A 20,863-nucleotide genomic window follows, 5' to 3' on the forward strand; every position below is an offset into this window, starting at 1 on the left:
GAGACCTGCGGCGGGACCGCCTCCCGCCCCACACTGGCTGACGCCTCGCGAGCGCGCCCCTCGGTGGGCGGGAGTACCCAACGATATAGCCGAGCTTAACAGCCCTGTCAAGAACAAAGACAGAACATAACGTTGCTCTCACCGCCTCCTCCACATCACCCTCGACGTCATCACCGGCCTTGTGCCGGCCATCCCTGTTGTTTGGAGCGCCGCGTCCTTCCGATCGGGATGGCCGGGACAAGCCCGGCCATGACGGAGAGGGGATGAGGGTGATGTTTGCAGAAACGAGGATGGCTTGGAAAACTACTCCGCATCCGGCTGAACGGACGGATGCGCCTTCCTGAAGGCCTCGTGCTCGCCGGCAAGTTTCTCCACGCGCAGAATGCGCGGATAGGCTTCCAGCGGCACGTTGAACCGGCGCGCTGCATAGAGCTGCGGCACCAGATAGATGTCGGCCATGCCGGGCTCGGATCCGAAGCAGAAGCCTTCGTCACCGATCAAGGCCTCAACGGCGGCAAGTCCCTGCCCTACCCATGTGGCGATCCAGGCTGCAACGTCCTGCTCCGAGCTGTCGAAGGTCTTTCTCAGATGATTGAGCGGGCCGACATTGTGCAGGGGATGAATGTCGCAGCCGATGATCGAGGCGACGGCGCGCACCTTCGCACGCTGGACGTGATCGGTAGGGAGCAGAGCGGGGTTCGGATAAGCCTCCTCCAGATATTCCAGAATGGCCGGGGATTGGGTGACGACGTTCTGTGCATCGAGCGCCAGAGCCGGCACGCGGCCTTGCGGATTGATGGCGCGAAAGGCGGGTGCGTTCTGCTCGCCTCCGTTGCGGACGAGATGAACGAAGGCCTGCTCGGCCTCGATGTTCTTCAAGGCCAAGGCAATGCGCACGCGATAGGAGGAGGTGGACCTCCAATAGGTATAAAGCTTCATGAGGGAGACCTTAGAGAGCAGGCAAAATCACGGCGCGGCATTCGCCGAAACCGATGGGAGCGTAACCCTCGCGGCGGCCGCGGGCGCGCAGGATCACCTCGTCCCTATCCTCCAGGAAACGCCGCTCCTCGCCGGAGGCGAGCACAACGGGATTCTTGCCGCCGAGCGTCGTCTCCATGATGCTGCCGCAACTCTCCCGGTCAGGCCCCGAGATCGTTCCCGTGCCGATGAGATCGCCCGGCTGAAGATTGCAGCCGTTGCTGGTGTGGTGCGTGATCATCTGCGCCACGGTCCAGTACATATGACGCGCATTGGACAAGGCGAGACGATGCGGCGGCAGGCCCTTCTCCCGCATGCCCGGCGTGAGGAGCAGAACTTCGAGTTCCAGGTCGAACGCGCCCTCGCGCTGATCTGTCTCATCGAGCAGGTAATGCAATGGCGCGGGGTCGCCCTCCGGTCGGCTCGGCTGAGCGATTCGGAACGGCGCCATCGCCTCCGGCGTGACGATCCAGGCCGAGATCGTGCTGGCGAAGTTCTTCGCCAGGAAAGGCCCGAGCGGCTGGTACTCCCAAGCCTGGATGTCCCGGGCCGACCAGTCGTTCAGCAGGCAGTATCCGCCGACATAGCCGGATGCCTCATCGATACGGATCGGCGCGCCGAGATCGTTGCCGCGACCGACCCAGACACCGAGCTCCAATTCGTAATCGAGCCGCTGAACTGGCCCGAAGCTGGGCTCTGTTGCATCCGGCGGCTTCGCCTGACCGCGCGGGCGGCGCACTGGCACTCCGGACGGGCGAATGGACGACGCTCGCCCGTGATAGCCGATGGGCACGTATTTGTAGTTCGGCAGCAGGGGATTGTCGGGACGGAACTGCTTGCCGACATTGGTGGCGTGGTGAATGCCGACGTAGAAGTCGGTGTAGTCGCCTATGCGTGCCGGCAGGTGCATCGCGCACTCGGACGCGGCATGCAGGCAGGCCTCGACCTTGTGCTGTTCGGGGCTGTCCTGTGCGAGAAGCTCCGACAGGCGGGCCCGCAGCGCCTGACGGGGGGGCGCTCCCAATGCCAGAAACGCGTTGAGCGCTGAGCCGGATGCGGCTTCCGCAGCCTTGGCGGCCTCTCCGGTGAAGAGGCCGGCCGCCAGAGCCGCCGGCAGATCGAGAATGCAGTCGCCGATGGCCGCGCCTCCCCGCGGAGCCTCGCCGCCGGGACTGAAGACCCCGAGCGGCAGGTTCTGGATCGGGAAGTCCGGGTGGCCGTTGGCCGAGAGCACGAAGCTTTGGCGCTTCGGGTCATGCGTATGATCGAGCACTATCCCTGTCCTCATCAACGCTGGTTCGGATTGAAGTGCTTCTTCAGCTTGTGGCCGTAGGCACCATAGTCTTTCTGCAGCGACTCGGTGCCTGCCGCGAATGCCGTCACCTTCTGCGGGAAGCGCGTCTCGAACATGAAGGCGAGCGTGCCTTCGAGCCGGTGGGGCTTCAGCTCCACGTTGCTCGCCTTCTCGAACGCGTCCACATCGGGCCCATGCGGCAGCATGGTGTTGTGCAGCGACATGCCGCCCGGCACGAAGCCGCCGCCGGTCTTGGCGTCGTAGACGCCGTAGATCAGCCCCATGAATTCGCTCATCACGTTCATGTGGTACCACGGCGGCCGGAAGGTGTTCTCCGCCACGAGCCAGCGGTCCGGGAAGATCACGAAGTCGATGTTGGCGGTGCCGGGCGTCTCCGACGGCGAGGTCAGCACGGTGAAGATCGACGGGTCGGCATGATCGTAGAGGATCGGCCCGACGGGCGAGTAGCGCCGCAGATCGTACTTGTAGGGTGCGTAATTGCCGTGCCACGCCACCACGTCCAGCGGCGAGTGATCCATGTCGGCGACCCACAGGGACCCGCCCCACTTCACGTACATCTTCGAGGGCGCGTCCTTGTCCTCGTAGGCCGCCACGGGCGTGAGGAAGTCACGCGGATTGGCCAGGCAATTGGCCCCGATGGGTCCGCGCTCGGGCACCGTGAAGGCACCGCCGTAATTCTCGCAGAAATACCCGCGTGCCGGTCCGTTCGGGAGCTCGACCCGGATCTTCACGCCGCGCGGAATGACGGCGATCTCGCCCGGCTCGATGTCGATGATGCCGAACTCCGTCCATAGGCGGACATTGCCCTGCTGCGGCACGAACAGCATCTCGCCGTCGGCATTGTAGAAGTACTCGTCCACCATCGACCGGGTGATGAGATACACATGGGCGCCCATGCCGGCCTGGCTGCCGGCATCGCCCGCGGTGGTGATGGTGCGCACGCCTTCGAGGAACGAGACGCTCTCTTCGGGCAGTGGGATCGGGCTCCAGCGCATGGGTGCGATCGGCACCTCCACCTCGGCGGCAGGCGCCGTGCGCCAGAGGCCGATATCGGCCTTCTGGAACTCGCCCCAATGGGTCACGGTCGGACGGATGCGGTAGAGCCAGGAGCGCTCGTTGGTGGTGCGCGGCGCCGTGAAGGGCGAGCCCGACAGCTGCTCGGCGTAGAGCCCGTAAGAGCATTTCTGGGGCGAGTTGCGGCCGATGGGAAGCGCACCGGGCAGAGCCTCGGTCTCGAAGCCGTTGCCGAAACCGGACATGTAGCCGGGCTGGATGGCGCTCTCCAGCCGCTCGGCGGCTTGGCCTTTCAGGGATGGATTCTGGACATTCATGGTCGTGACCTCCACAATTGGTCACAACTGTAACTGTCTATTTTGTAACCAACAACGTCATGGCCAAACTCCAGCTCGAACAGTTCCTGCCCTACCGGCTCAACCGGATCGCCTCGGCGGTCTCGCAGGATTTCCGCTCCGTCTACGGCCCTCACCACGACCTGACGATCCCGGAATGGCGGGTCTTGGCCACGCTGGGCCAGTTCGAGGAAATGAGCGCCAAGGCCATCGGCGGGCACTCGGCCATGCACAAGACCAAGGTGAGCCGGGCCGTGCGGGCCCTGGAGGAGAGGCGCTGGCTCAAGCGCCGCGAGAGCGAGGAGGACAGGCGGGAGGAAATCCTCACCCTCACGGCGCTTGGCCGAAAGGTCTATCTCGATATCATCCCGAAAGCGGTGGCGTTCGAGCGTCGCATCCTGGACGAACTCGGCCCTGAGGCCAAGCCGCTCCTGAAGGTGCTGGAGCGGCTCGAGACCATTTTCAGCGCACGCTGATTCGAACCGGCGCCGGCATCGCTTAAGGACGCCGGCACCAGGGTCTCGGAAAGGCCTCAGCGAGGCGTGACGTCGAAGCCGAAATACTTCATCGAGAGCTTCTCGATCGTCCCGTCGGCCTTCGCTTCCGTGATAGCCTTGTCGAACAGGGCCTTCAGCTCCGGATCGCTCTTCCGCAGGCCGACCGAGCTCCCGCGTCCGAGCATGCCGCCCTGGAACCGCGGCCCGACCAGCATCATCTCCTCGTTACCGGCCTTTGCGGCGGCGCCGGACAGGTAGGCCGTCGAGGCCATGATCGCGTCGACGCGTCCGGCCGTGAGATCGAGGTCGTGCTGCTCCGTGGTCTTGTATTCCCGGATCTCGGCCGTCCCTTTCAGATACTTGTCGAGGAAGTTGGCGGCGATCGACGAGCCCTGCACGCCGATGGTCTTGCCCTTCAGGATCGGCTTCAGCTCCTCGATCGCGGCAGCGGCACCTGCCTCGTTGGTGGTCAGGGAGAAGATCTTGCCGTTCAGGGGCATGGTTGCGAGAGGGCTCGACTTCAGGATCGCGAAGGTCTGGCCGGTCGTGCCGTAGGGCTGGGTGAAGGCCATCACTTCTTCACGCTTGGCGGTCGCCGACATGCCGGCCATGATGGCATCGAACTTGCCGGCATTGAGCGCCGGGATGATGCCGTCGAAGGATTGCGCCTCCATGGTGCACTCGACCTTCATGCGCTTGCACAGATCCTTGTAGAGATCGATCTCGAAGCCATCGAGGGTCCCGTCCGGCTTGGTGAAATTCCACGGCGCGAAGGCGCCTTCCGTCGCGATGCGGACCTTCGTCCAGGTCTTCTCCTGCGCCATCGCGCCCGTCCCGAGCGCGAGCGCCGCGCCCGTGAGCGCGAATGCCAGAATTCTGCCGATGGTCTTCATGATGATTCCTTCTGTCGATGATGGGCGAGCGTGACACGCCCGGTTTATCCTGGTTGGAAGAATGGTTGATGGTCCGTCACGCCTGGCTCGTGGTCTCCTGCGCCATGACGGGCGGATCGACGTCGTCCGGTATCGGATTGACGAAAGGCGTGCCGTCGAGCCGTTCGCGAAAATCGGCCTTGGCCGCGTCGATCAATGCGAGATCGAGAAGGAGATCGATCGCCGTACCGGCCATCACCTTCGCGGCATGTTCCATGCCCTTGTGAGCGGCAGGCGCCTTGCCCTGCGCGACGAGCTGCCAGGAATGGCCGGGCGTGCCCACGGCATAGGTGGCGCCGCGCATCTGAACGGTCGGGACCACCCAGCTGACTGTACCGACATCGGTGGATCCCACGAGCGTTCCGTCGCCGCTTTCAGGTGGGAAGATCACGTCGCCTAGGGGGACGCCCATGCGCGGCTTCAGCCCGAAGCGCGCAAAGGACGACTTGATGTCCTCCGCTGTGAGCGTCTTCTGGATCTCGGCCGCGAAGGCCTTGTCCTGCTCGTCGAAGACCGGCGGGCCGAGCCGCTCTAGGTTCTGGTGCATCAGCTGCTCCAGAGGCGTGTTGCCGACCAGGTTCGCATCGCCGCTGACGATCTCGCTGCGAACCGACGTCTCCGTCATGAGCGCCGCTCCCTCGGCGATCTTCTTCACCCGATGGAGCAATCCCTGCATTTCGGGCAGGTCGCGCGCGCGGATCAGATAGCGCACCGTCGCCTTGGCCTGCACCACGTTCGGTGCAATGCCGCCGGTATCGGTGACGGCATAATGAATGCGTGCGGTGCTCGGCATATGCTCGCGCATGTAATTGACGCCGACATTCATGAGCTCGACCGCATCCAGCGCGCTTCGGCCCAGATGGGGCGAGGCCGCCGCATGGGAGGCCCGTCCGCTGAAATGGAAGTTGATCTCGTTGCAGGCCAGCGAGATCGGATTGTTGACGCCGGCGAAAGGGGCGGGATGCCAGGAGATGGCGATGTCGACGTCGTCGAAGACGCCGGCCCGCACCATGAACCCCTTGGCGGAGCCCCCCTCCTCAGCCGGGCAGCCGTAATAGCGGACGCGCCCCTTGATGCCATGAGCTTCGAGATAATCCTTCACGGCCGTCGCGGCCATGAGCGAACCGCTACCGAGCAGATTATGGCCGCAGCCGTGACCGTTGCCGCCTGCGATAAGCGGCTTCTGCTCTGCAACACCTGCGGCCTGACTGAGGCCCGGCAAAGCGTCGTACTCGCCCAGGATGGCAATGACCGGCCCATCTTCGCCCGCCTCGCCCATGACGGCCGTGGATATTCCGGCAACGTTACGGGTGATCCGAAAGCCCTGCTGCTCGAGAACCGCGACATGCTCGGCGCAGGAGCGGTGTTCCTCGAAATTGAGTTCGGGCATGTCCCAGATGCGATCGCTGAGGGCATAGAAGACCTCGCGCTTGGCCTCGATCAGATCCCAGATTTCCGAGGCATTTTTTCCCGACACGCTCCGCCCTTCCCTTGCATCATTCGACAGCCCCTCTGAGAGGGGCTCACCGTCAGAGGCATTGAATATTCACCAAAATTGGTACCAATATGATGCACGCCTTTGGATGTGACGCAAGAGGAAGCTTGGCGAATGATTTTGCGGTCCCGTTGCTTTCTGCCTAAAGGAAGAACAGCGCCATCCCGCCGGAGGTGACGACATTACATGACCGTGACGGATGCCCCCTTGAAGGCCTGGATGAATGTCGCCGATCTGATCGCGCGGGATGTCCGATCCGGCACCTTCTCCCCAGGCAGTTGGCTGAAGCAGATCGATCTCGAACAGCGTTATGGGTTCGGCCGCTCTGACGTCCGCCGCGCGCTCGACTATCTCGTCCAGAAGCGCCTGGTGCAGCATGTGCCCAATCGCGGCTATCATGTCGTTCTGCCGGACGGCGACCAGACAGCCCACATTCTCGAGCTCCGGGTCATTCTCGAAACGGCCGCCGTCGACAGCATCGTGGCCAATGCGACGCCCACCGCCATCGCGCGGATCGATGCTCTTGCGCGCAAGTTCGACGAGATGATCCTCCATGGTACGGTCTTGGAGCAATACGAGGCGAACCTCGCCTTTCACCGGGAACTTCTCGGCCTGTGCCCCAACCCGGAGCTATCCTCTCTCGTGACGGATCTGCGGAGCAGGACGTCCTCCGCATTGGCCGGCCAGTGGAGCACACGGGCGCGCGTCGAGCAGTCGAGCCGCGAACATCATGCCATGGTCCAGGCGCTTGAAGCCCGGGATGCGCAACAGCTCAAGGACATCATCGCACTGCATATCCGCCAGCCGAAGGGTTAGAGCATCGGACGTGAGTTCGGACGCACGTCCGATGCTCAAGGTTTTGGCTTTTCGTATCTTTTCACGCAAAGCCGCTTCCCACTTTTGCGTTCGATACTCGAGACCATCGGCGCCGGATCACATACCGGCAATAATCCCCCGAATGTCCCGGCCTTCGACAAAGGCTTCGAGGGTTGCCCCGAGTTTTTCGACGTCCTTCAAGTACGGAAACGTGTTGTGCCCCGTTTCCAACTCGATCACATCGGTATGTGGGAACGCGCCCAGTCGGCTTGCAACCTCCAGGTCGAAGGCATTCTGCCGGCCGACCAGGATGGAGATGGAACTTCCGGCATTGGCGGACAGAACGGGCGTCAGGTCTGCGCATTCCATACGCGTCTGCTTCAGATGCCGGACGCTCAGGCTGTTCGGCAGGTTCAGGACATATTCCGGGGCAGAAGCCAGGATGCGGTCGGCCCCGATCGCGACACCAATGCCCAGGGCTGGGAAACCTCCCATCGAATGCCCCAGGCACAGGATCTCGTGGTCGGCGAAGTCCAACCGCACATCCCGAAGGAAGGCGAGAAGACCGGTATAGGACGAGGCAACTCCCGGTACCCCGGTCTGGTACCACTCGTTCCGGCCGGGGTTCAGAAAAAGCTTCTTGCAGTCCACATGACGCAGGAAGCTCGAATGCGACCGCGTTCCGAGTTTCTGGTCGATATACGCGAAAACGATCAGAAGCGTCTTACGTTCGGATTCCGGTTCGAAAATGACATGGTCCGAATTTCGGATGGAAATAGATTCAGTTCCAATCATCTCTTGCAACATGACAGGGTCGATCCTCTGCAATACGTATCGCCTGTTGGCCGCACCCGTTTCATACCTGTGACCGGAACGCCCGGATCGAGCGGGATGAGAGCCCGCTTGATGCAGGGGACGTAGATGGTATCCGCTTCGGTTCAGGAGGAAGCATGGATGCGGTGAGGTCGGACTAATCGTCCGAGCCCATGTCGCGATAGCGGACTGCGTTGCTCCATGTCTGCTCGATGCGCTTCAAAGTCCGGAATGTCGTTTCCAGATCGCGCCTCTCCGCATCATTGCGTGCCATGAGCTGCTGATAGGTCTTGTCGTTTCGCCTGATCATGTCGCACAGAGCGCGCCCCTTCTCCGACAAGCGGATACGGGCGGATCGGCGATCCCGTTCCGAGGCCGTACGAACGACATACTCGGCCTCGACGAGGCGCTTGAGACTGTAGGATGCGTTCGATCCGAGATAGTAGCCGCGTTCGATCAAATCACGGACCGACAACTCGCTCGACCCGATGGTGAACAGCATCATCACCTGGGATGGACTCAAATCGTCAATCCCGGCTTCGATCAGATCCGCCCGCACGAGATCGAGCGAACGCCGATGCAGTCGCTCGATCACGCGAACGATCTCGATGTGACTGATGCCTGCCGGCTCCGCCTGAGACACCTCGGGACCTTCTGCGCGGCTCACGGGTGCATCGCTCCTTCGGTACAGGGCCTGCAGAGCTGCGGGCAATTGAGGCTCGAGTTCGTCCTGCGCGACGATCCAAGGCAAGGAGTTTGATATATTTTGCACATTATACCCCATTATCGACTAATTAAATTAGTTCGAAATTCGAACTAATTTAATATTTCTCTTGGCGTCGGCGACTTACCCAAGAAATAAACTAAACAAACTTGGACAGCCCTTACTGTTGTTTCCTCTGCCAGAGCCTTTTATTGTTATGCGAATCATACTTTATGGGTAGACGTTCTACCATCAGTGATTCATAAATCTCTTCGAATAACTTTTAGGCAAAATTTAGATCTGCCGCATCATTGCCTCTTTTGGAGCCACTCCTGCATGAGCAAAACGGCCAATTCGGAAGCCGCCGATATCCTCCACCAGGGGCGCAAGGCATTTGCGACCGGAGTGGCCTATGCGGCCGCCCTCAGCGCCGTCATCAACGTGCTTCAGTTGATCGTTCCTCTCTTTATGCTGCAGGTCCATGACCGTGTCGTGAACAGCCAGAGCACGGATACCCTGATCATGCTGATCATCGTCTCCGCTATCGGCCTCGCCATCTATTGCATCCTCGATTACGTGCGCGCCCTCACCTACCAAGTGATGGCGAGCAAGCTGGTCAGGAAACTGAACCTCCCGGTCCTGGAAGCCGCGATATCCGCCTCCGTGACCAAGGGCATTTCAAAGTCGGGGCAAGCGATCCGCGACCTCAACGACATTCGGTCTTTCATCGTCGGAAACGCGATCAGCGTGCCGCTGGAAGCCTTCTGGGCCCCCATCTTCCTCGGCGTCCTGTTCGCCCTCCATTGGCTCTACGGCCTCGTGGCCCTGGTCTCGGCCACCATCATCATCTCCTTGAGTCTGCTGTCCGATTTTCTGACGCGCAGGGCTATGAAACGCGCCAACGAGTCGTCATTGCAGAACATCAGCGACATCGGCGGCACCCTTCGGCATGCCGAAGCGATCGAAGCCATGGGAATGCTCCCGGCCCTCTCGGAGCGGTGGCGACATTCCCAATTGCACGCGCAGGATCTTCTGGACGTCGTGACGCGCCGGAGCCGCGCCATGGCGTCGTTCACGCGGACCTGCCGATATGCCATGCAGATTGCCGTTCTGTCGACCGGAGCCATTCTGGTCATTCGGCAGGAGGTCAGCCCGGGCTCCATGGTGGCGTCGAGCATCATCATGGGCCGCATGCTCCTGCCCTTCGACTCGATGGTCGACGGCTGGCGGCAATGGGTGCTGGCGCTTTCGGCCTGGAAGAATGTGACCGACCTCATCGAGCACCAGGCCCCCAAGCGCGAGACCAAGCCGACGCCGAGAACCCAGGGCGATCTCACAGTCGACCGGCTGGTCTACGCTCCTCCCGGAGCCGATGTTCCCGTGCTCAAGGGGATCTCGTTCAGCCTGTCGCCCGGCGAAGTGCTCGGCATCGCCGGCCCCTCGGCGGCCGGCAAGTCCACCCTCGCCCGCGCGCTGATCGGCGTGACGAAACCGACTTCCGGCGGGGTCTATCTCGACGGCAACAACGTCTATCTCTGGGAGCGCGGTTCGTTCGGCGACATGGTCGGCTACCTGCCGCAGAGCGTGTCGCTCCTCGATGGGACCATCCGAGACAACATCGCCCGCATGCGCGACAGCGACCCGCGACTGGTTCTGGAGGCTGCCCGCCTCGCCGATGTCCATGAAATGATCGGCCGCCTGCCGCTCGGATACGATACGCCCTTAGGCGACGGCGGCCTTGCCTTGTCCGGCGGCCAGCGTCAGCGGATGGGGTTGGCGCGGGCCATCTACGGCAAGCCGCGCCTGATCGTTCTGGACGAGCCCAATTCCAATCTCGACACGGACGGCGAAAGGGCTCTCGTGCGCACCATCGAGGCCCTGCGCGCCGACGGCGCCATCATCATCCTGATCGCGCACCGCCCCTCCGTCATGCAGGCGGCCGACAAGCTCATGGTCCTCCAGGAGGGCAGGATCAGCCAGTTCGGCCCGCGAACCTCCGTCGTGAGCGCAATCACCCCCGGCGAGAAGCCGATTGCCGCCGTGAAAGGAAGCACATGAGACAGCGTTCGGACCTCATGAAACGGAAGCCTTGCGTGCCCGCGGCATACATGTCCGTGAATGTCGAAGCGATGAAGGACCGTCTCCCGCCGCGCGATCCGGGCGAGCCGTCCTATCGCGGGCCGGTGATCGCCGGTCTGGCGACGATCTTCCTCGGTCTCGGCGGTCTCACCACATGGGCCTTCTCGGCGCATCTGGACAGCGCCGCGATCGCAGCGGCCACCGTCGTGGTCGATTCCAAGCGCAAGACCATCAGCCATCTCGAAGGCGGCATCCTCAAGACCCTGCTCGCCCATGAAGGAGAGGTCGTGAAGGCCGGGCAGCCTCTTCTGCGTCTCGACGACACGCGGGCGAAGGCCGAACTCGAACAGCTTCGCTCCAGACGGCTCGGTCTCGAGGCGCGGCTCGTGCGCCTGCGCGCCGAGCAGGCCGGTCTGGACGACCTCGCCTTCCCCGACACCCTGCTTCAGGCAGGAGGACCGACGGCAGAAGAGATCCTGAACGCCGAGCGCAAGTTCTTCATGGCACGGCGCGAGATGTTCGACCGGCGCGTCGACATTCAGCGCAAGACCATCGCCCAGCAGGCGGCGGAACTCGAGGCCGTGAAGTCTCAGACCGAGGCGAATACCCGGCAATCGGAACTGCTCGACCGGGAGCTCAAGGCCATCGCGAGCCTCGTCGAGAAAGGCTACGCGCCGCGTCCGCGCCTCACGGAAATGCAGACGCGCGAAAGCCAGCTTCAGGGCAACGCCGGCGAACTGATGTCCCGCAAGGCGAAGGCGGAGCAGGCCAAGGCCGCGGCGGAACTGGAGATCCTTTCCCTCGGCAACGACTTCCAGCAGCAGGTCGCATCGGATATTCAAACCGCGCAACTCGAACTGGCTGATACGATGGGGCGGATAGACGCCGCCACCGACATTCTGCGACGCGTCGAGATCGTCTCCCCGGAGCGGGGCATCGTGACGAATATCCGCTCCCATACCCTGGGCAGCGTCATCGGCGCCGGACAGCCTATCCTCGACATCGTGCCGGAGAACGAGCCCTTGATCGTCGAGGCCAAGATCGGCCTGCGCGACGTCGATTCCGTTCGCGTCGGCGCACCGGTCCAGATCCGCCTGACCGCCTACAACAGCCGCAGCACGCCACCGCTTGCGGGAAAGTTGACCTACCTTTCCGCCGACCAGCAGGTGGACGACCGGAACAATTACGCCTACTTCGTCGCGCGCGCCGAGATCGCACCGGAAAGCCTCAAGGCGGATTCCAAAATCACTCTCTATCCCGGAATGCCCGCCGAAGTCCTGATCGTCAACAAACCCAGGCGCGCCGTCGACTACCTGCTGGCCCCGATCACCGAAAGCTTCGACCGCGCATTCCGCGAGGAATGATCCGAGGCCTTTCAGCAGCACGCATCAACGACAGCGCCCCACCGCGAGACGCGGCGCGAGCACGTTTGTACGACAGTTTGAATTTCGAACCAAATCGCGTTTATTCATGAAGTACATTTGAATAAATAAAATACAATATTGACTTATATATACTAGTACTTTGAATCTTCACGAAAATACTACTTTAGGATTTACAAGTAATACTTATTGTCTTACTTAACATGCACCGGGACATTCTCGACACGATCACCTCCCGGAAATCTCCTTGCGCAAATAGCGCTTCATTTTGGCTCGAACATGCAACCGGGCGCGTCGCGGCTTGCCCGGTGCTGACAACAAGGATGAGAGATATGGCGACTATTGGTGGTGGAGCCTCAAGCGACGTCCTGCACGGCACCCACGGGCCGGATGTGATCTTCGGAAACGGTGGCGACGATCTGATCTTCGGCGGCGCCGACAGCGATGCCCTCTCCGGCGGCACCGGAGCCGACACGCTCTTCGGCGGCAACGGGGACGACTGGCTCTCCGGCAGCGCCGATGACGATGTTCTGTTCGGCGGCAACGGGGCCGACGTGGTTCAGGGCGATGCCGGAAACGACATCCTGTTCGGCGGCAACGGCGATGACATCCTGCTCGGCGGCGCCGGAGACGACTATCTTCGCGGCGGCAACGGCAACGACATCCTGAACGGTGGCGATGGGGCCGATGTTCTCGAAGGCGGTTCGGGCGACGACATCCTTCAGGGCGGTGCCGGCGACGACATCCTGCGCGGCGGATCCGGCGACGACTTCGTCGATGGCGGCGCGGGCGACGACATCCTTCAAGGCGGCGCCGGCCGCGACACGTTCGTGTTCAGCGGCGGCGGCGGCAACGACGTCATCCTCGACTTCAAGGCCGGCCAGGACATCCTGCAGATCTCCAAGGGGATCAACGGCACCGATATCGCCTCGGCGGAAGACCTTGCCGGCCGCGTTCATCAGGTGGGTCACAACACGATCGTCGATCTCGGGAACGGCGACACGGTCACCCTCGTGAACGTGAGTGCCGACGACATCAACAACAACCCGAGCGACTACTTCTCGGTTCACTGATCTGCGTTCGGTAAAAAGCGGATGTCGCGGACGCTTCTGCGGCATCCCACAGGGACAGATGGAGACAAAAAGCGATGGCGGAGCTTGCCGTGCTCACATCACCAATCGATGGCCTTGCCTCTCCGAAGGTGTCCTCTCTCGGACGCGACGTTGTCCTGCTCACCTGGGACGTGCCGCATGCCGAACGCAGTTCTCCGTCAAGTCTCAAGGGCGACGGCAAGGACATCTGGCCTTCCGCATCGCTGCGCCTCTCCCTGCCCGGCGGCGGAGCACGCCTCTTCTGGGTCTTCCAGCGTCCGGGCGACGAACAGATAGATCTCGATCTTCGCCTCGAGATGCGCAGCCTTGGAACGAGCGTTGCCATCGATCACGATGCGGCGCTTGCCCGGGCGAACGCCGAAGACCTGATCGACGGCGTCGACAGTCATGGCCGCGTGGCTCTCGTATCCGCCCTGTTCAACGTGTGGGGCGCGATGTTCCACCTTCAGCGGGATAGAGCCTTCATCGAACTTCTCGGCAATCTTCTGTCGCGGATGGCCCCGACGCCCGGACAGGCCGTTGCCGTCGCGCGGATTGCCGATGATTTCGTCCTGGTGCAGACATCGCTCGTCACGGGCTTCGGCAAGATCGACGCGATCTATACATTCGGCGGGAATGGACCGACGCGCATTCGTGCCCTCCCCCACAGGATAAGGAACGGGAAGGATGGACGGGATGTCATCCATCTTCTGGTCGATCGTGCGCGGCTCCCCGCCGACGATGCATTCCTCATTCTGATCGGCCCCGGAGGCCTGTCCGTCCGGCGCCTGCTCAAAACGGCTGCACGCCTTCCCTCCATCGAACGTTGGTTCCGCGAGCAGGCGCACGCGGCGCCCGGCTTGCGCGAGCACGTGCTGAGCGAGATCGCCGAACGTTCCGCGTCGGGCCCTGCTTACGCGCTCGAGCTGCAACTGCGGTCTCCCCTGCGCCCGCGCCGGCTTTCGAGCAGCCTCACGGCCCCATCGGCCGAGATCGTCTCTGCGCTTGCGACCTCTGCAGGAACCCTGGTGACAGGATGGTACCGCGACCCGGTCAGCCTCTTCGCAGGGATCGAAATCGGCAGTTCAGAGGGTGAACCGCTGGATCTCACGAGAGACCTGTTCACGTTTCCCGTTGAAGTCGCAGGGCCGACGAAAGAATCCCGTCTCGGCGCCACAGGCTTCGCCGTCCTGGCGCCCACTGACATGGGCGCGGCGCAGAACCTGCAACCACGCTTTCACCTTCGCCTGAAATCCGGCGCCCGACATTCTCTCGTGCCGCGTCCTCAACCGGCCGATCCGGCCGAGGCTCGCGCCATGGCTTTGCGGGCCATCCCGGCGCAACACGTGGATCAATCCGTCCTGGCGCAGGTCCTCCGCCCGGCCATCGCCAACCTCCACGCTCAAGTCCGCAACCGGATCGGTCGCCCCACGATCCGGAGGATAGGCGTTGCTCATCAACGTCCGAAAGCCTCGGTGGTCATTCCGCTTTACCGGAACCTGGAGTTTATCCGCTTCCAGATCGCTGCCTTCGCGGCCGATCCGTGGATTCGCGGGAATGCGGAACTCATCTATGTGCTCGATTCGCCCGAACAGGCTCAGGAGGTCGAGCATCTCCTGGGCGGTCTCCATCTGATCTACGGCCTTCCGGTTGTTCTCGTCGTCATGGAGAGAAACGGCGGATACGCGCGCGCCAACAATGTCGGCGTGTCCTTTGCCCAAGGCGATATTCTGGCATTGGTCAATTCCGACATCATACCGGTTTCTCCCGGATGGCTGGAAGCGATGGCCGCGCGCCTGAACGGTCGCCGCCGGATCGGCGCCGTCGGACCGAAGCTTCTGTTCGAAGACGGATCGATCCAGCATGCCGGCATGTATTTCTCTCAGGACCATCGCGGCTACTGGCTCAACCAGCATTTTCACAAAGGCATGCCGCGTGATTACGCTCCCGCCTGCGAAGAGCGCATCGTCCCAGCCGTCACCGGCGCCTGCCTCGTCACAACGAAATCATTGTTCGAATCTGTTGACGGTTTCACGGAAGATTATGTCGTCGGAGATTACGAAGACAGCGATCTCTGCCTCAAAATAACCATGACGGAGCGCAAGATCGCCTACGTCCCCGACATCGAACTTTACCACCTCGAACGGAAGTCGATGTCTCTCAACGCCGAGTACATGCGCGGGATTGCCTGGCAGTACAATTGCGCTCTCCATACCGAGCGCTGGCGCGATGTCATGATTGCAGCAATGCAGACCGGGCGTCCTCGCAAAGGAAGGAATGTCGCCATATGAATGCGCAGTTCGATCTCACGAACGCCTCACGTGCACCGAACCTCGATCCGGATGCCGACGCGATCCTTACGCATTTGATGGAACGGATCACGCAGGACAGTTCCTTGCCGGCTCCGCCACCGGAGAACGTTTTCGTCGGCGATGGCGACTATCGTGCGATCGGCGCAGAATATCTCGGTCACTTCGTCCGGATCGGTGAGCTTCAACCATCCGAGTCAGTCCTCGACATCGGATGCGGCATAGGACGGATGGCCGTCCCGCTGACGCAATATCTCGATCCCGAGAACGCCTCATACGAAGGCATCGATCCCGTGAACGCCGGCATCGAGTGGTGCGTGCAGAACATCACATCGTCCTATCCGAACTTCCGGTTCTGCCGAGTCGATGTGGCGCACGAATTGTACAACCCCGGCGGAGCGATTGCAGGCCATGAGATCGTCCTGCCTTTCTCCGATGCGAAGTTCGACTTCGTCACGATGGTGTCCGTTGCAACTCATCTGCCAGAAGCGGAGATTTCCGCTTACGCACGAGAGATCATGCGCCTCTTGAAACCCGGCGGCCGCCTGTTCATGACCGCCTTCGTGATCGCGGCCGGAGATCCGGACAGGCAGACAGCCCGCCCGCGCTTCACCCGGGGAACGAAGCCGGGAACATGGTACGGCGATCCTTTGGCGCCACTCGGCGCCATCGGCTTCGATGCGGGAATCATCGAGCACGTTCTCAAGAAAGCCGGTCTCCAGATCCGTCGCCTGAGCCTCGGCCATTGGCGGGGGATCGAGAGCAATCACTACCAGGATGTCATCATCGCCGTGAAGCCGGAGTAGACCACGTGACAACCCGCGTTCTGGTCGTTGCCCATAATCATCCGGATTTTCATCCCGGCGGGACGGAAATCCTCGCCCACGATCTCTTCCGGGAGTACCGGTCGCGTCCCGATGTCGAGGCCCTGTTCCTTGCGGCAACGAACAATCTCCATCGCGGTCAAAGGCCGGGAACGAGCTTCCAATCGCCCAGTGGAGCACCGGACGAGGTCGTCATGTGGTGCGGGCATTTCGACCAGTTCAACCTGAGCCAGATCGATGCTTACGGAGTCGTTCCCCATCTCGTCAGCCTGCTCGAGGATTTCCGGCCCGATATCGTCCACATCCACCATGTCCTGCTCATGGGCGTGGAGTTCATCGCGCTGGTGCGTCGCATCCTGCCGAACGCGCGCATCGTCATGACGCTTCACGACTACTTCCCCATCTGCGCTCACGACGGACTGATGATGCGGACGGCCGGGAAGGAGCGATGCGACCGCGCAACGCCCCATCGCTGCAATGGATGCTTCCCAGACATCCCTGCCGACCGATTTCTCCTTCGCGAGACATACATTCGGACCCATCTCGATCAGGTTCACCAGTTCATTGCTCCCAGCCGCTTCCTCAAGGAGCGTTTCGTGAGCTGGGGCCTTCCCTCCGGTTCGATTGAGATCGTCTCGAACGGTCGCCCTGCCGTCGTGCCGTCCGTCCATCGGTCGGCTCCCTCGGGCAGGCGATCCGTGTTCGGGTATTTCGGGAACCTCAATCCCTGGAAGGGCATTCCCGTTCTCCTCAAAGCGGCTCAGCGCCTCGTCACGGACGGCGTCGAGGATTTCGAGCTTCGCCTGCATGGCGGCGCGCCGTTTCAGTCGAAGGAGTTTGTCGATAAGATCGACAACCTTCTGAACGAGACGGAGCCTCAGGTCGTGAGGCTCGGGCCCTACGGGCGTGAGGATATTCCAAGCCTCATGGCAGCCGTCGACTGGGTGGTGGTGCCGTCGGTCTGGTGGGAGAACGCTCCCTTGGTGATCCAGGAGGCTTTCGCCCATCGACGCCCCGTCATCGCCAGTGGGATCGGGGGAATGGCGGAAGCCGTCCGGGACGGGATCGACGGTCTGCATGTCCGTCCCGACGACCCATCGCTGCTCGCACGCACCATGCGGCGGGCCATCGAGACACCCGACCTCTGGGAGACGCTGGTCGCGGGGATCGCTCCGCCGGCCGACATGACCGCCGTCGCCGAGCGTCACCTCTCTCTCTATCGCAGCCTCCTCAAAGGCGCCGACATCATCGAATTGAAGGCGAACGCCGCATGAGCACAGCACAATCGAAGAATGCAGTCGCCGTTCCGGTGGGTGCGCAGCTTCAGGGCCGCGTCGATGCCATCGAAGGGCGACGCCTGTTCGGATGGGTCTGGGATCGCGCCCGCCCGACGGAGCGTCTCCTCGTTCGGATCACCCTGAACGGAGAGAACCTCGCATCGACCACGGCCGACATGCCGCGCGTCGATCTGCGTCGAAACGGGATCGGCGACGGCGGGTATGCGTTCGAGATCGAGCTTCCGGAGCACGCCGGCCAAGGCACGGCCGGCCTTTCAGTGGTGGCCGTTTCCCCATCGACCGGCGAGGAACTCGTTCTGCAGGCTCCGAGCCAGGACGAGCGCGCGGCCGAGGCGGCGCTCAATGCGCCGCTGAACCGGGTCTTCGACCGTCTCGAACTGCTCATCGAAGCACAACGACGGTCGCAGATCCTGCAGCGCGAGGCCGTCGAGAGCCTCAGGGGAACTTCGACCCAGATCAACGAGATCGTTACCGAGGAGAACGGCATCGCGGCGGCCCTCGAGACTATCCGGGTCAACCAGGCCGACCTCGCCAAGAAGATATCCGACATCGAGGTCTTCCATATGCGCTTCGACAGGGTCCTGGCGGATTTCGGAAAGCAGATCGATGACCTCGGATCGTCCGTCGACCGCCCGATGCGAAGAGCCGTCGCGCTCCTGATGGCGTTCGGAGGAATCTCCGCCGTCAGTGCCATCGCGGCGCTCATCGTCCTTCTACGCCATCCTCCCTGGTAGCCGGCTCCCTCGAAGCACAAGCAGCAGACGGTCATCGAACGGAACTTCAGGTCTCCCATGCAGTACACTACGCAACCTCTAGAAATGCGCGAACTGCCTCTTGACGGCGAGAGCGCCCTCGTGACGCCGATCGGCGACGACCTTGCGCTGATCGCCGGCGTCGCCGATTCCATGACCGACCATGTCGAGACATTGCTCAACGGCGATCCCTCCATGGCCATGAAGGCCGATACCGTCTGCTGGGTCCGCAAGGATGCATCTGCCGATGCTGCAATCGGGTTTGTCGCCATCGTGCCGATCCGTCTTGCCGCCAAGGTCCGCCTGCGGTCGGTCGTCATGCGGCGCAGCGGGCCGCCGATCCGCTATACCCTGATCAAGCCCGCAATCCCTCTCGCAACGCTGATCCGGATCGTCTCCGCCGACGCGGGAGATCGGTCGCCGATCATCGTCGACCGCATCGTTCATGCGCTGATCGGCGGCAAGACCAGTCAGAAGCGATTAGAGGCCGCCGTTTCCGTGCTCGGCGCGGCTGGTCCAACGGACGGCTGGATCGAGGTCATCGGCTCGATCGACACGGGCCAGGTGTTTCTTCAGGGCTGGGCCAGCGATCTGCCTTGCGACAGGGTGCGCGTCCTTGCGGCTCACGAGGGGCTCATGGCCGGCGAGTTCAAGTCGGCGTCGGTTCTCCGCAACGATCTGGGGGAGCAGGGCAAGGGTTTCGTGGGCCTGCTCGACACGGGAGCATCCGCAATCGATCCCGGCAAGCTCAAGAACCTGTTCTTTCGCGGGCGGGACGGATGGCGGAGCCTCGAAGTCTATGAGCGCCGCGTTCTCCTGGCCCCGACCGACGTTCCGGCCCACATTCGCGACGGCCTTGTCCGCGCGAATGCAAACCCGGACACGATGCTGACGCTCCGGCGGGCGGGAGAGCGGTTCGACGGTCGCGACACCGTGTCGGACCTCAAGGTTCCGGTCCGCATCGGCATGGACATGGTCGCAGAAATTCCCGGCGGCGGAATTCTGGTGGCCGGCTGGATGCTCGATCCGGAAGGCCACGTGGATTCGCTCACCTTGCGGTCCGGTGCGACCCAGCAGCGGATCGACGAGACCTGGACCCGTCTCCCGCGCTCGGACGTCTCATCGGCGTTCCAGCACAACAGCCTCTTCGCCGGACGGCTCGACCCGACCCGCAACGATCACGGCTTCCTGGCTTTTATTCCGGGTCCGCCTTCTGGGATGGACGTGCCGGTCTATTTCGAGATGGCGGTCGGCGATAACATCGCGTTCTATCCTCTCACGCCTCTTCGCGGCATGTCGCGCCGATCTCTCGAGCGACTCATCTCGCCTCTCGACCCGCGGACGGCGGCTGCCGGCGCCGCAATCGAGCGTCATATCGGCCCCATGATGCAGGCCATGGCCGCGCCCGCGCCGGCCGTCACGGAAATCTGCGACTTCGATTTCGACGATTCCGAGGCCAGCCGCGTCCTGGTAATCGGAGCCGGAATCGATGTGGAGGAAGCGGCCGTGACCTTGTGCCTGCTCGCGCTGGACGCCGAGACAAAGGACATGCCGATCATCGTCGCCGCGCCCCTGGAGGCCTTCGACAGCATTGCACCGGAAGCGGAACGGCTCTCCCGCTTCTACGGCATCAAGGTCCGCGTGATCGGCGCAACGGGCGTGCAGGACCCCTGCGATGCTTTCGAGGCTGCCATTCAGGCGACGAAGGCGGAAACGCTGATCTTTCTCGCCGCAGGCGTTCTGCCCCGGCAGGCCGGATGGGTCTCGTCCCTGGAACGCGCGTACCGCAATCGCGGCGGCAAGGCGCTGATCAGTCCGACGATCCTCTATGAGGACAATTCCATCCGCTTTGCGGGAACCTGGCTCGACCAGGAGGAGCAGAAGCTCGTCGACCGCTACATCGGATATCCGCGCGACGTGGTGCGCGGATCCCAGCCGACGGAGGTCATCGCCGGATCGCTCTCGTGCTGCATCGTCTCTCGTGAATCCATCGCGTCGGTCGGCGGCTTCACCCGCTCCTATCTGGGCGCGGGCGAGAAGGGGCGTGATCTCTGCCTCAAGATGAGGCTCGGAGGAACGCCCGCCATCTGGCTCCCGGATGTCGAGATGATCTCAGCCGACAACGATGTCGGCCCCTCAGCCTTTCCGGCGCACCGCCTGGCCCAGAAAGTCGATCGCTGGAGCTTCGACCGCAAGTGGTCGCTCCTCATCAACAACATGAGGTAGTAAA

General features: G+C 62.6%; 17 protein-coding genes. 10 read left to right on the plus strand and 7 right to left on the minus strand.

Features of this window, described 5'->3' with window-relative positions; translation table 11 throughout:
• Window positions 1-303 precede the first annotated feature (303 nt).
• Genes maiA through hmgA form a run of 3 tightly spaced genes read right to left on the minus strand, consistent with a single transcriptional unit; the run spans window position 304 to window position 3,624 of the window.
• Window positions 304-939, minus strand: a complete 636-nt coding sequence (maiA, locus tag AB4097_RS13785; RefSeq protein WP_442040432.1) for a maleylacetoacetate isomerase — start codon at window positions 937-939, stop codon at window positions 304-306.
• A 10-nt stretch (window positions 940-949) separates the two neighbouring features.
• Window positions 950-2,266 carry a fumarylacetoacetase gene (fahA, locus tag AB4097_RS13790; protein WP_442040434.1) on the minus strand — a complete coding sequence of 439 codons (1,317 nt, stop codon included), beginning with the start codon at window positions 2,264-2,266 and terminating at the stop codon, window positions 950-952.
• Complete coding sequence (hmgA, locus tag AB4097_RS13795) at window positions 2,266-3,624, minus strand: homogentisate 1,2-dioxygenase (protein WP_442040436.1); 1,359 nt, start codon at window positions 3,622-3,624, stop codon at window positions 2,266-2,268. The genes fahA and hmgA overlap by 1 nt, the downstream gene beginning before the upstream one ends.
• A gap of 59 nt (window positions 3,625-3,683) precedes the next feature.
• On the opposite strand from hmgA, the gene AB4097_RS13800 reads away from it, so the two are divergent.
• The gene (locus AB4097_RS13800) at window positions 3,684-4,118 is read left to right on the plus strand and encodes a MarR family winged helix-turn-helix transcriptional regulator (protein ID WP_442040438.1); all 435 of its coding nucleotides are present in this window, start codon (window positions 3,684-3,686) and stop codon (window positions 4,116-4,118) included.
• Window positions 4,119-4,174: 56 nt separating this feature from the next.
• Here AB4097_RS13800 and AB4097_RS13805 read toward each other — a convergent pair whose 3' ends face one another.
• Both AB4097_RS13805 and AB4097_RS13810 read right to left on the minus strand, forming a co-directional pair.
• Entirely contained in the window at window positions 4,175-5,032 is an 858-nt protein-coding gene (locus tag AB4097_RS13805; RefSeq protein WP_442040440.1) for a transporter substrate-binding domain-containing protein, read from the minus strand.
• A 76-nt stretch (window positions 5,033-5,108) separates the two neighbouring features.
• Window positions 5,109-6,548, minus strand: a complete 1,440-nt coding sequence (locus tag AB4097_RS13810) for a M20 family metallopeptidase (protein WP_442040442.1) — start codon at window positions 6,546-6,548, stop codon at window positions 5,109-5,111.
• A gap of 204 nt (window positions 6,549-6,752) precedes the next feature.
• On the opposite strand from AB4097_RS13810, the gene AB4097_RS13815 reads away from it, so the two are divergent.
• Entirely contained in the window at window positions 6,753-7,382 is a 630-nt protein-coding gene (locus AB4097_RS13815; RefSeq protein WP_442040444.1) for a GntR family transcriptional regulator, read from the plus strand.
• Window positions 7,383-7,499: 117 nt separating this feature from the next.
• Here the strand turns inward: AB4097_RS13815 and AB4097_RS13820 are convergent, their stop codons facing one another.
• Entirely contained in the window at window positions 7,500-8,189 is a 690-nt protein-coding gene (locus tag AB4097_RS13820) for a hypothetical protein (protein ID WP_442040446.1), read from the minus strand.
• A 163-nt stretch (window positions 8,190-8,352) separates the two neighbouring features.
• Window positions 8,353-8,862, minus strand: a complete 510-nt coding sequence (locus AB4097_RS13825) for a winged helix DNA-binding protein (protein ID WP_442040447.1) — start codon at window positions 8,860-8,862, stop codon at window positions 8,353-8,355.
• Window positions 8,863-9,234: 372 nt separating this feature from the next.
• Between AB4097_RS13825 and AB4097_RS13830 the strand changes: the two genes are divergently transcribed.
• The 8 genes from AB4097_RS13830 (at window position 9,235) to AB4097_RS13865 (ending at window position 20,859) form a co-directional block, all read left to right on the plus strand.
• Entirely contained in the window at window positions 9,235-10,956 is a 1,722-nt protein-coding gene (locus AB4097_RS13830) for a type I secretion system permease/ATPase (protein WP_442040449.1), read from the plus strand.
• A 35-nt stretch (window positions 10,957-10,991) separates the two neighbouring features.
• Window positions 10,992-12,341, plus strand: a complete 1,350-nt coding sequence (locus AB4097_RS13835) for an HlyD family type I secretion periplasmic adaptor subunit (RefSeq protein ID WP_442040451.1) — start codon at window positions 10,992-10,994, stop codon at window positions 12,339-12,341.
• Window positions 12,342-12,691: 350 nt separating this feature from the next.
• Window positions 12,692-13,432: a calcium-binding protein gene (locus AB4097_RS13840; protein WP_442040453.1), complete on the plus strand. Its 741-nt coding sequence runs from the start codon at window positions 12,692-12,694 to the stop codon at window positions 13,430-13,432.
• Between the two features lie 74 nt (window positions 13,433-13,506).
• Window positions 13,507-15,741 carry a glycosyltransferase gene (locus AB4097_RS13845; RefSeq protein ID WP_442040455.1) on the plus strand — a complete coding sequence of 745 codons (2,235 nt, stop codon included), beginning with the start codon at window positions 13,507-13,509 and terminating at the stop codon, window positions 15,739-15,741.
• On the plus strand, window positions 15,738-16,565 hold the full coding sequence (locus tag AB4097_RS13850; protein ID WP_442040457.1) for a methyltransferase domain-containing protein: 828 nt from the start codon (window positions 15,738-15,740) through the stop codon (window positions 16,563-16,565). The genes AB4097_RS13845 and AB4097_RS13850 overlap by 4 nt, the downstream gene beginning before the upstream one ends.
• 5 nt (window positions 16,566-16,570) lie before the next feature.
• Window positions 16,571-17,857, plus strand: a complete 1,287-nt coding sequence (locus AB4097_RS13855) for a glycosyltransferase family 4 protein (protein ID WP_442040459.1) — start codon at window positions 16,571-16,573, stop codon at window positions 17,855-17,857.
• Window positions 17,854-18,615, plus strand: coding sequence for a hypothetical protein (locus AB4097_RS13860; protein ID WP_442040461.1), 762 nt, complete (start codon window positions 17,854-17,856; stop codon window positions 18,613-18,615). The genes AB4097_RS13855 and AB4097_RS13860 overlap by 4 nt, the downstream gene beginning before the upstream one ends.
• Window positions 18,616-18,699: 84 nt before the next feature.
• Entirely contained in the window at window positions 18,700-20,859 is a 2,160-nt protein-coding gene (locus tag AB4097_RS13865) for a glycosyltransferase family 2 protein (RefSeq protein ID WP_442040463.1), read from the plus strand.
• Window positions 20,860-20,863: the final 4 nt, after the last annotated feature.

This window comes from Microvirga sp. 2MCAF35 (assembly GCF_052115545.1).
Classification (GTDB): Bacteria; Pseudomonadota; Alphaproteobacteria; order Rhizobiales; family Beijerinckiaceae; genus Microvirga.

What these genes read in the sequence shown, in the direction of transcription:
- maiA (WP_442040432.1), bottom strand. Translation starts at nt 939, where the DNA reads ATGAAGCTTTATACCTATTGGAGGTCCACCTCCTCCTATCGCGTGCGC.
- fahA (WP_442040434.1), bottom strand. Translation starts at nt 2,266, where the DNA reads ATGAGGACAGGGATAGTGCTCGATCATACGCATGACCCGAAGCGCCAA.
- hmgA (WP_442040436.1), bottom strand. Translation starts at nt 3,624, where the DNA reads ATGAATGTCCAGAATCCATCCCTGAAAGGCCAAGCCGCCGAGCGGCTG.
- AB4097_RS13800 (WP_442040438.1), top strand. Translation starts at nt 3,684, where the DNA reads ATGGCCAAACTCCAGCTCGAACAGTTCCTGCCCTACCGGCTCAACCGG.
- AB4097_RS13805 (WP_442040440.1), bottom strand. Translation starts at nt 5,032, where the DNA reads ATGAAGACCATCGGCAGAATTCTGGCATTCGCGCTCACGGGCGCGGCG.
- AB4097_RS13815 (WP_442040444.1), top strand. Translation starts at nt 6,753, where the DNA reads ATGACCGTGACGGATGCCCCCTTGAAGGCCTGGATGAATGTCGCCGAT.
- AB4097_RS13820 (WP_442040446.1), bottom strand. Translation starts at nt 8,189, where the DNA reads ATGTTGCAAGAGATGATTGGAACTGAATCTATTTCCATCCGAAATTCG.
- AB4097_RS13830 (WP_442040449.1), top strand. Translation starts at nt 9,235, where the DNA reads ATGAGCAAAACGGCCAATTCGGAAGCCGCCGATATCCTCCACCAGGGG.
- AB4097_RS13840 (WP_442040453.1), top strand. Translation starts at nt 12,692, where the DNA reads ATGGCGACTATTGGTGGTGGAGCCTCAAGCGACGTCCTGCACGGCACC.
- AB4097_RS13845 (WP_442040455.1), top strand. Translation starts at nt 13,507, where the DNA reads ATGGCGGAGCTTGCCGTGCTCACATCACCAATCGATGGCCTTGCCTCT.
- AB4097_RS13850 (WP_442040457.1), top strand. Translation starts at nt 15,738, where the DNA reads ATGAATGCGCAGTTCGATCTCACGAACGCCTCACGTGCACCGAACCTC.
- AB4097_RS13860 (WP_442040461.1), top strand. Translation starts at nt 17,854, where the DNA reads ATGAGCACAGCACAATCGAAGAATGCAGTCGCCGTTCCGGTGGGTGCG.
- AB4097_RS13865 (WP_442040463.1), top strand. Translation starts at nt 18,700, where the DNA reads ATGCGCGAACTGCCTCTTGACGGCGAGAGCGCCCTCGTGACGCCGATC.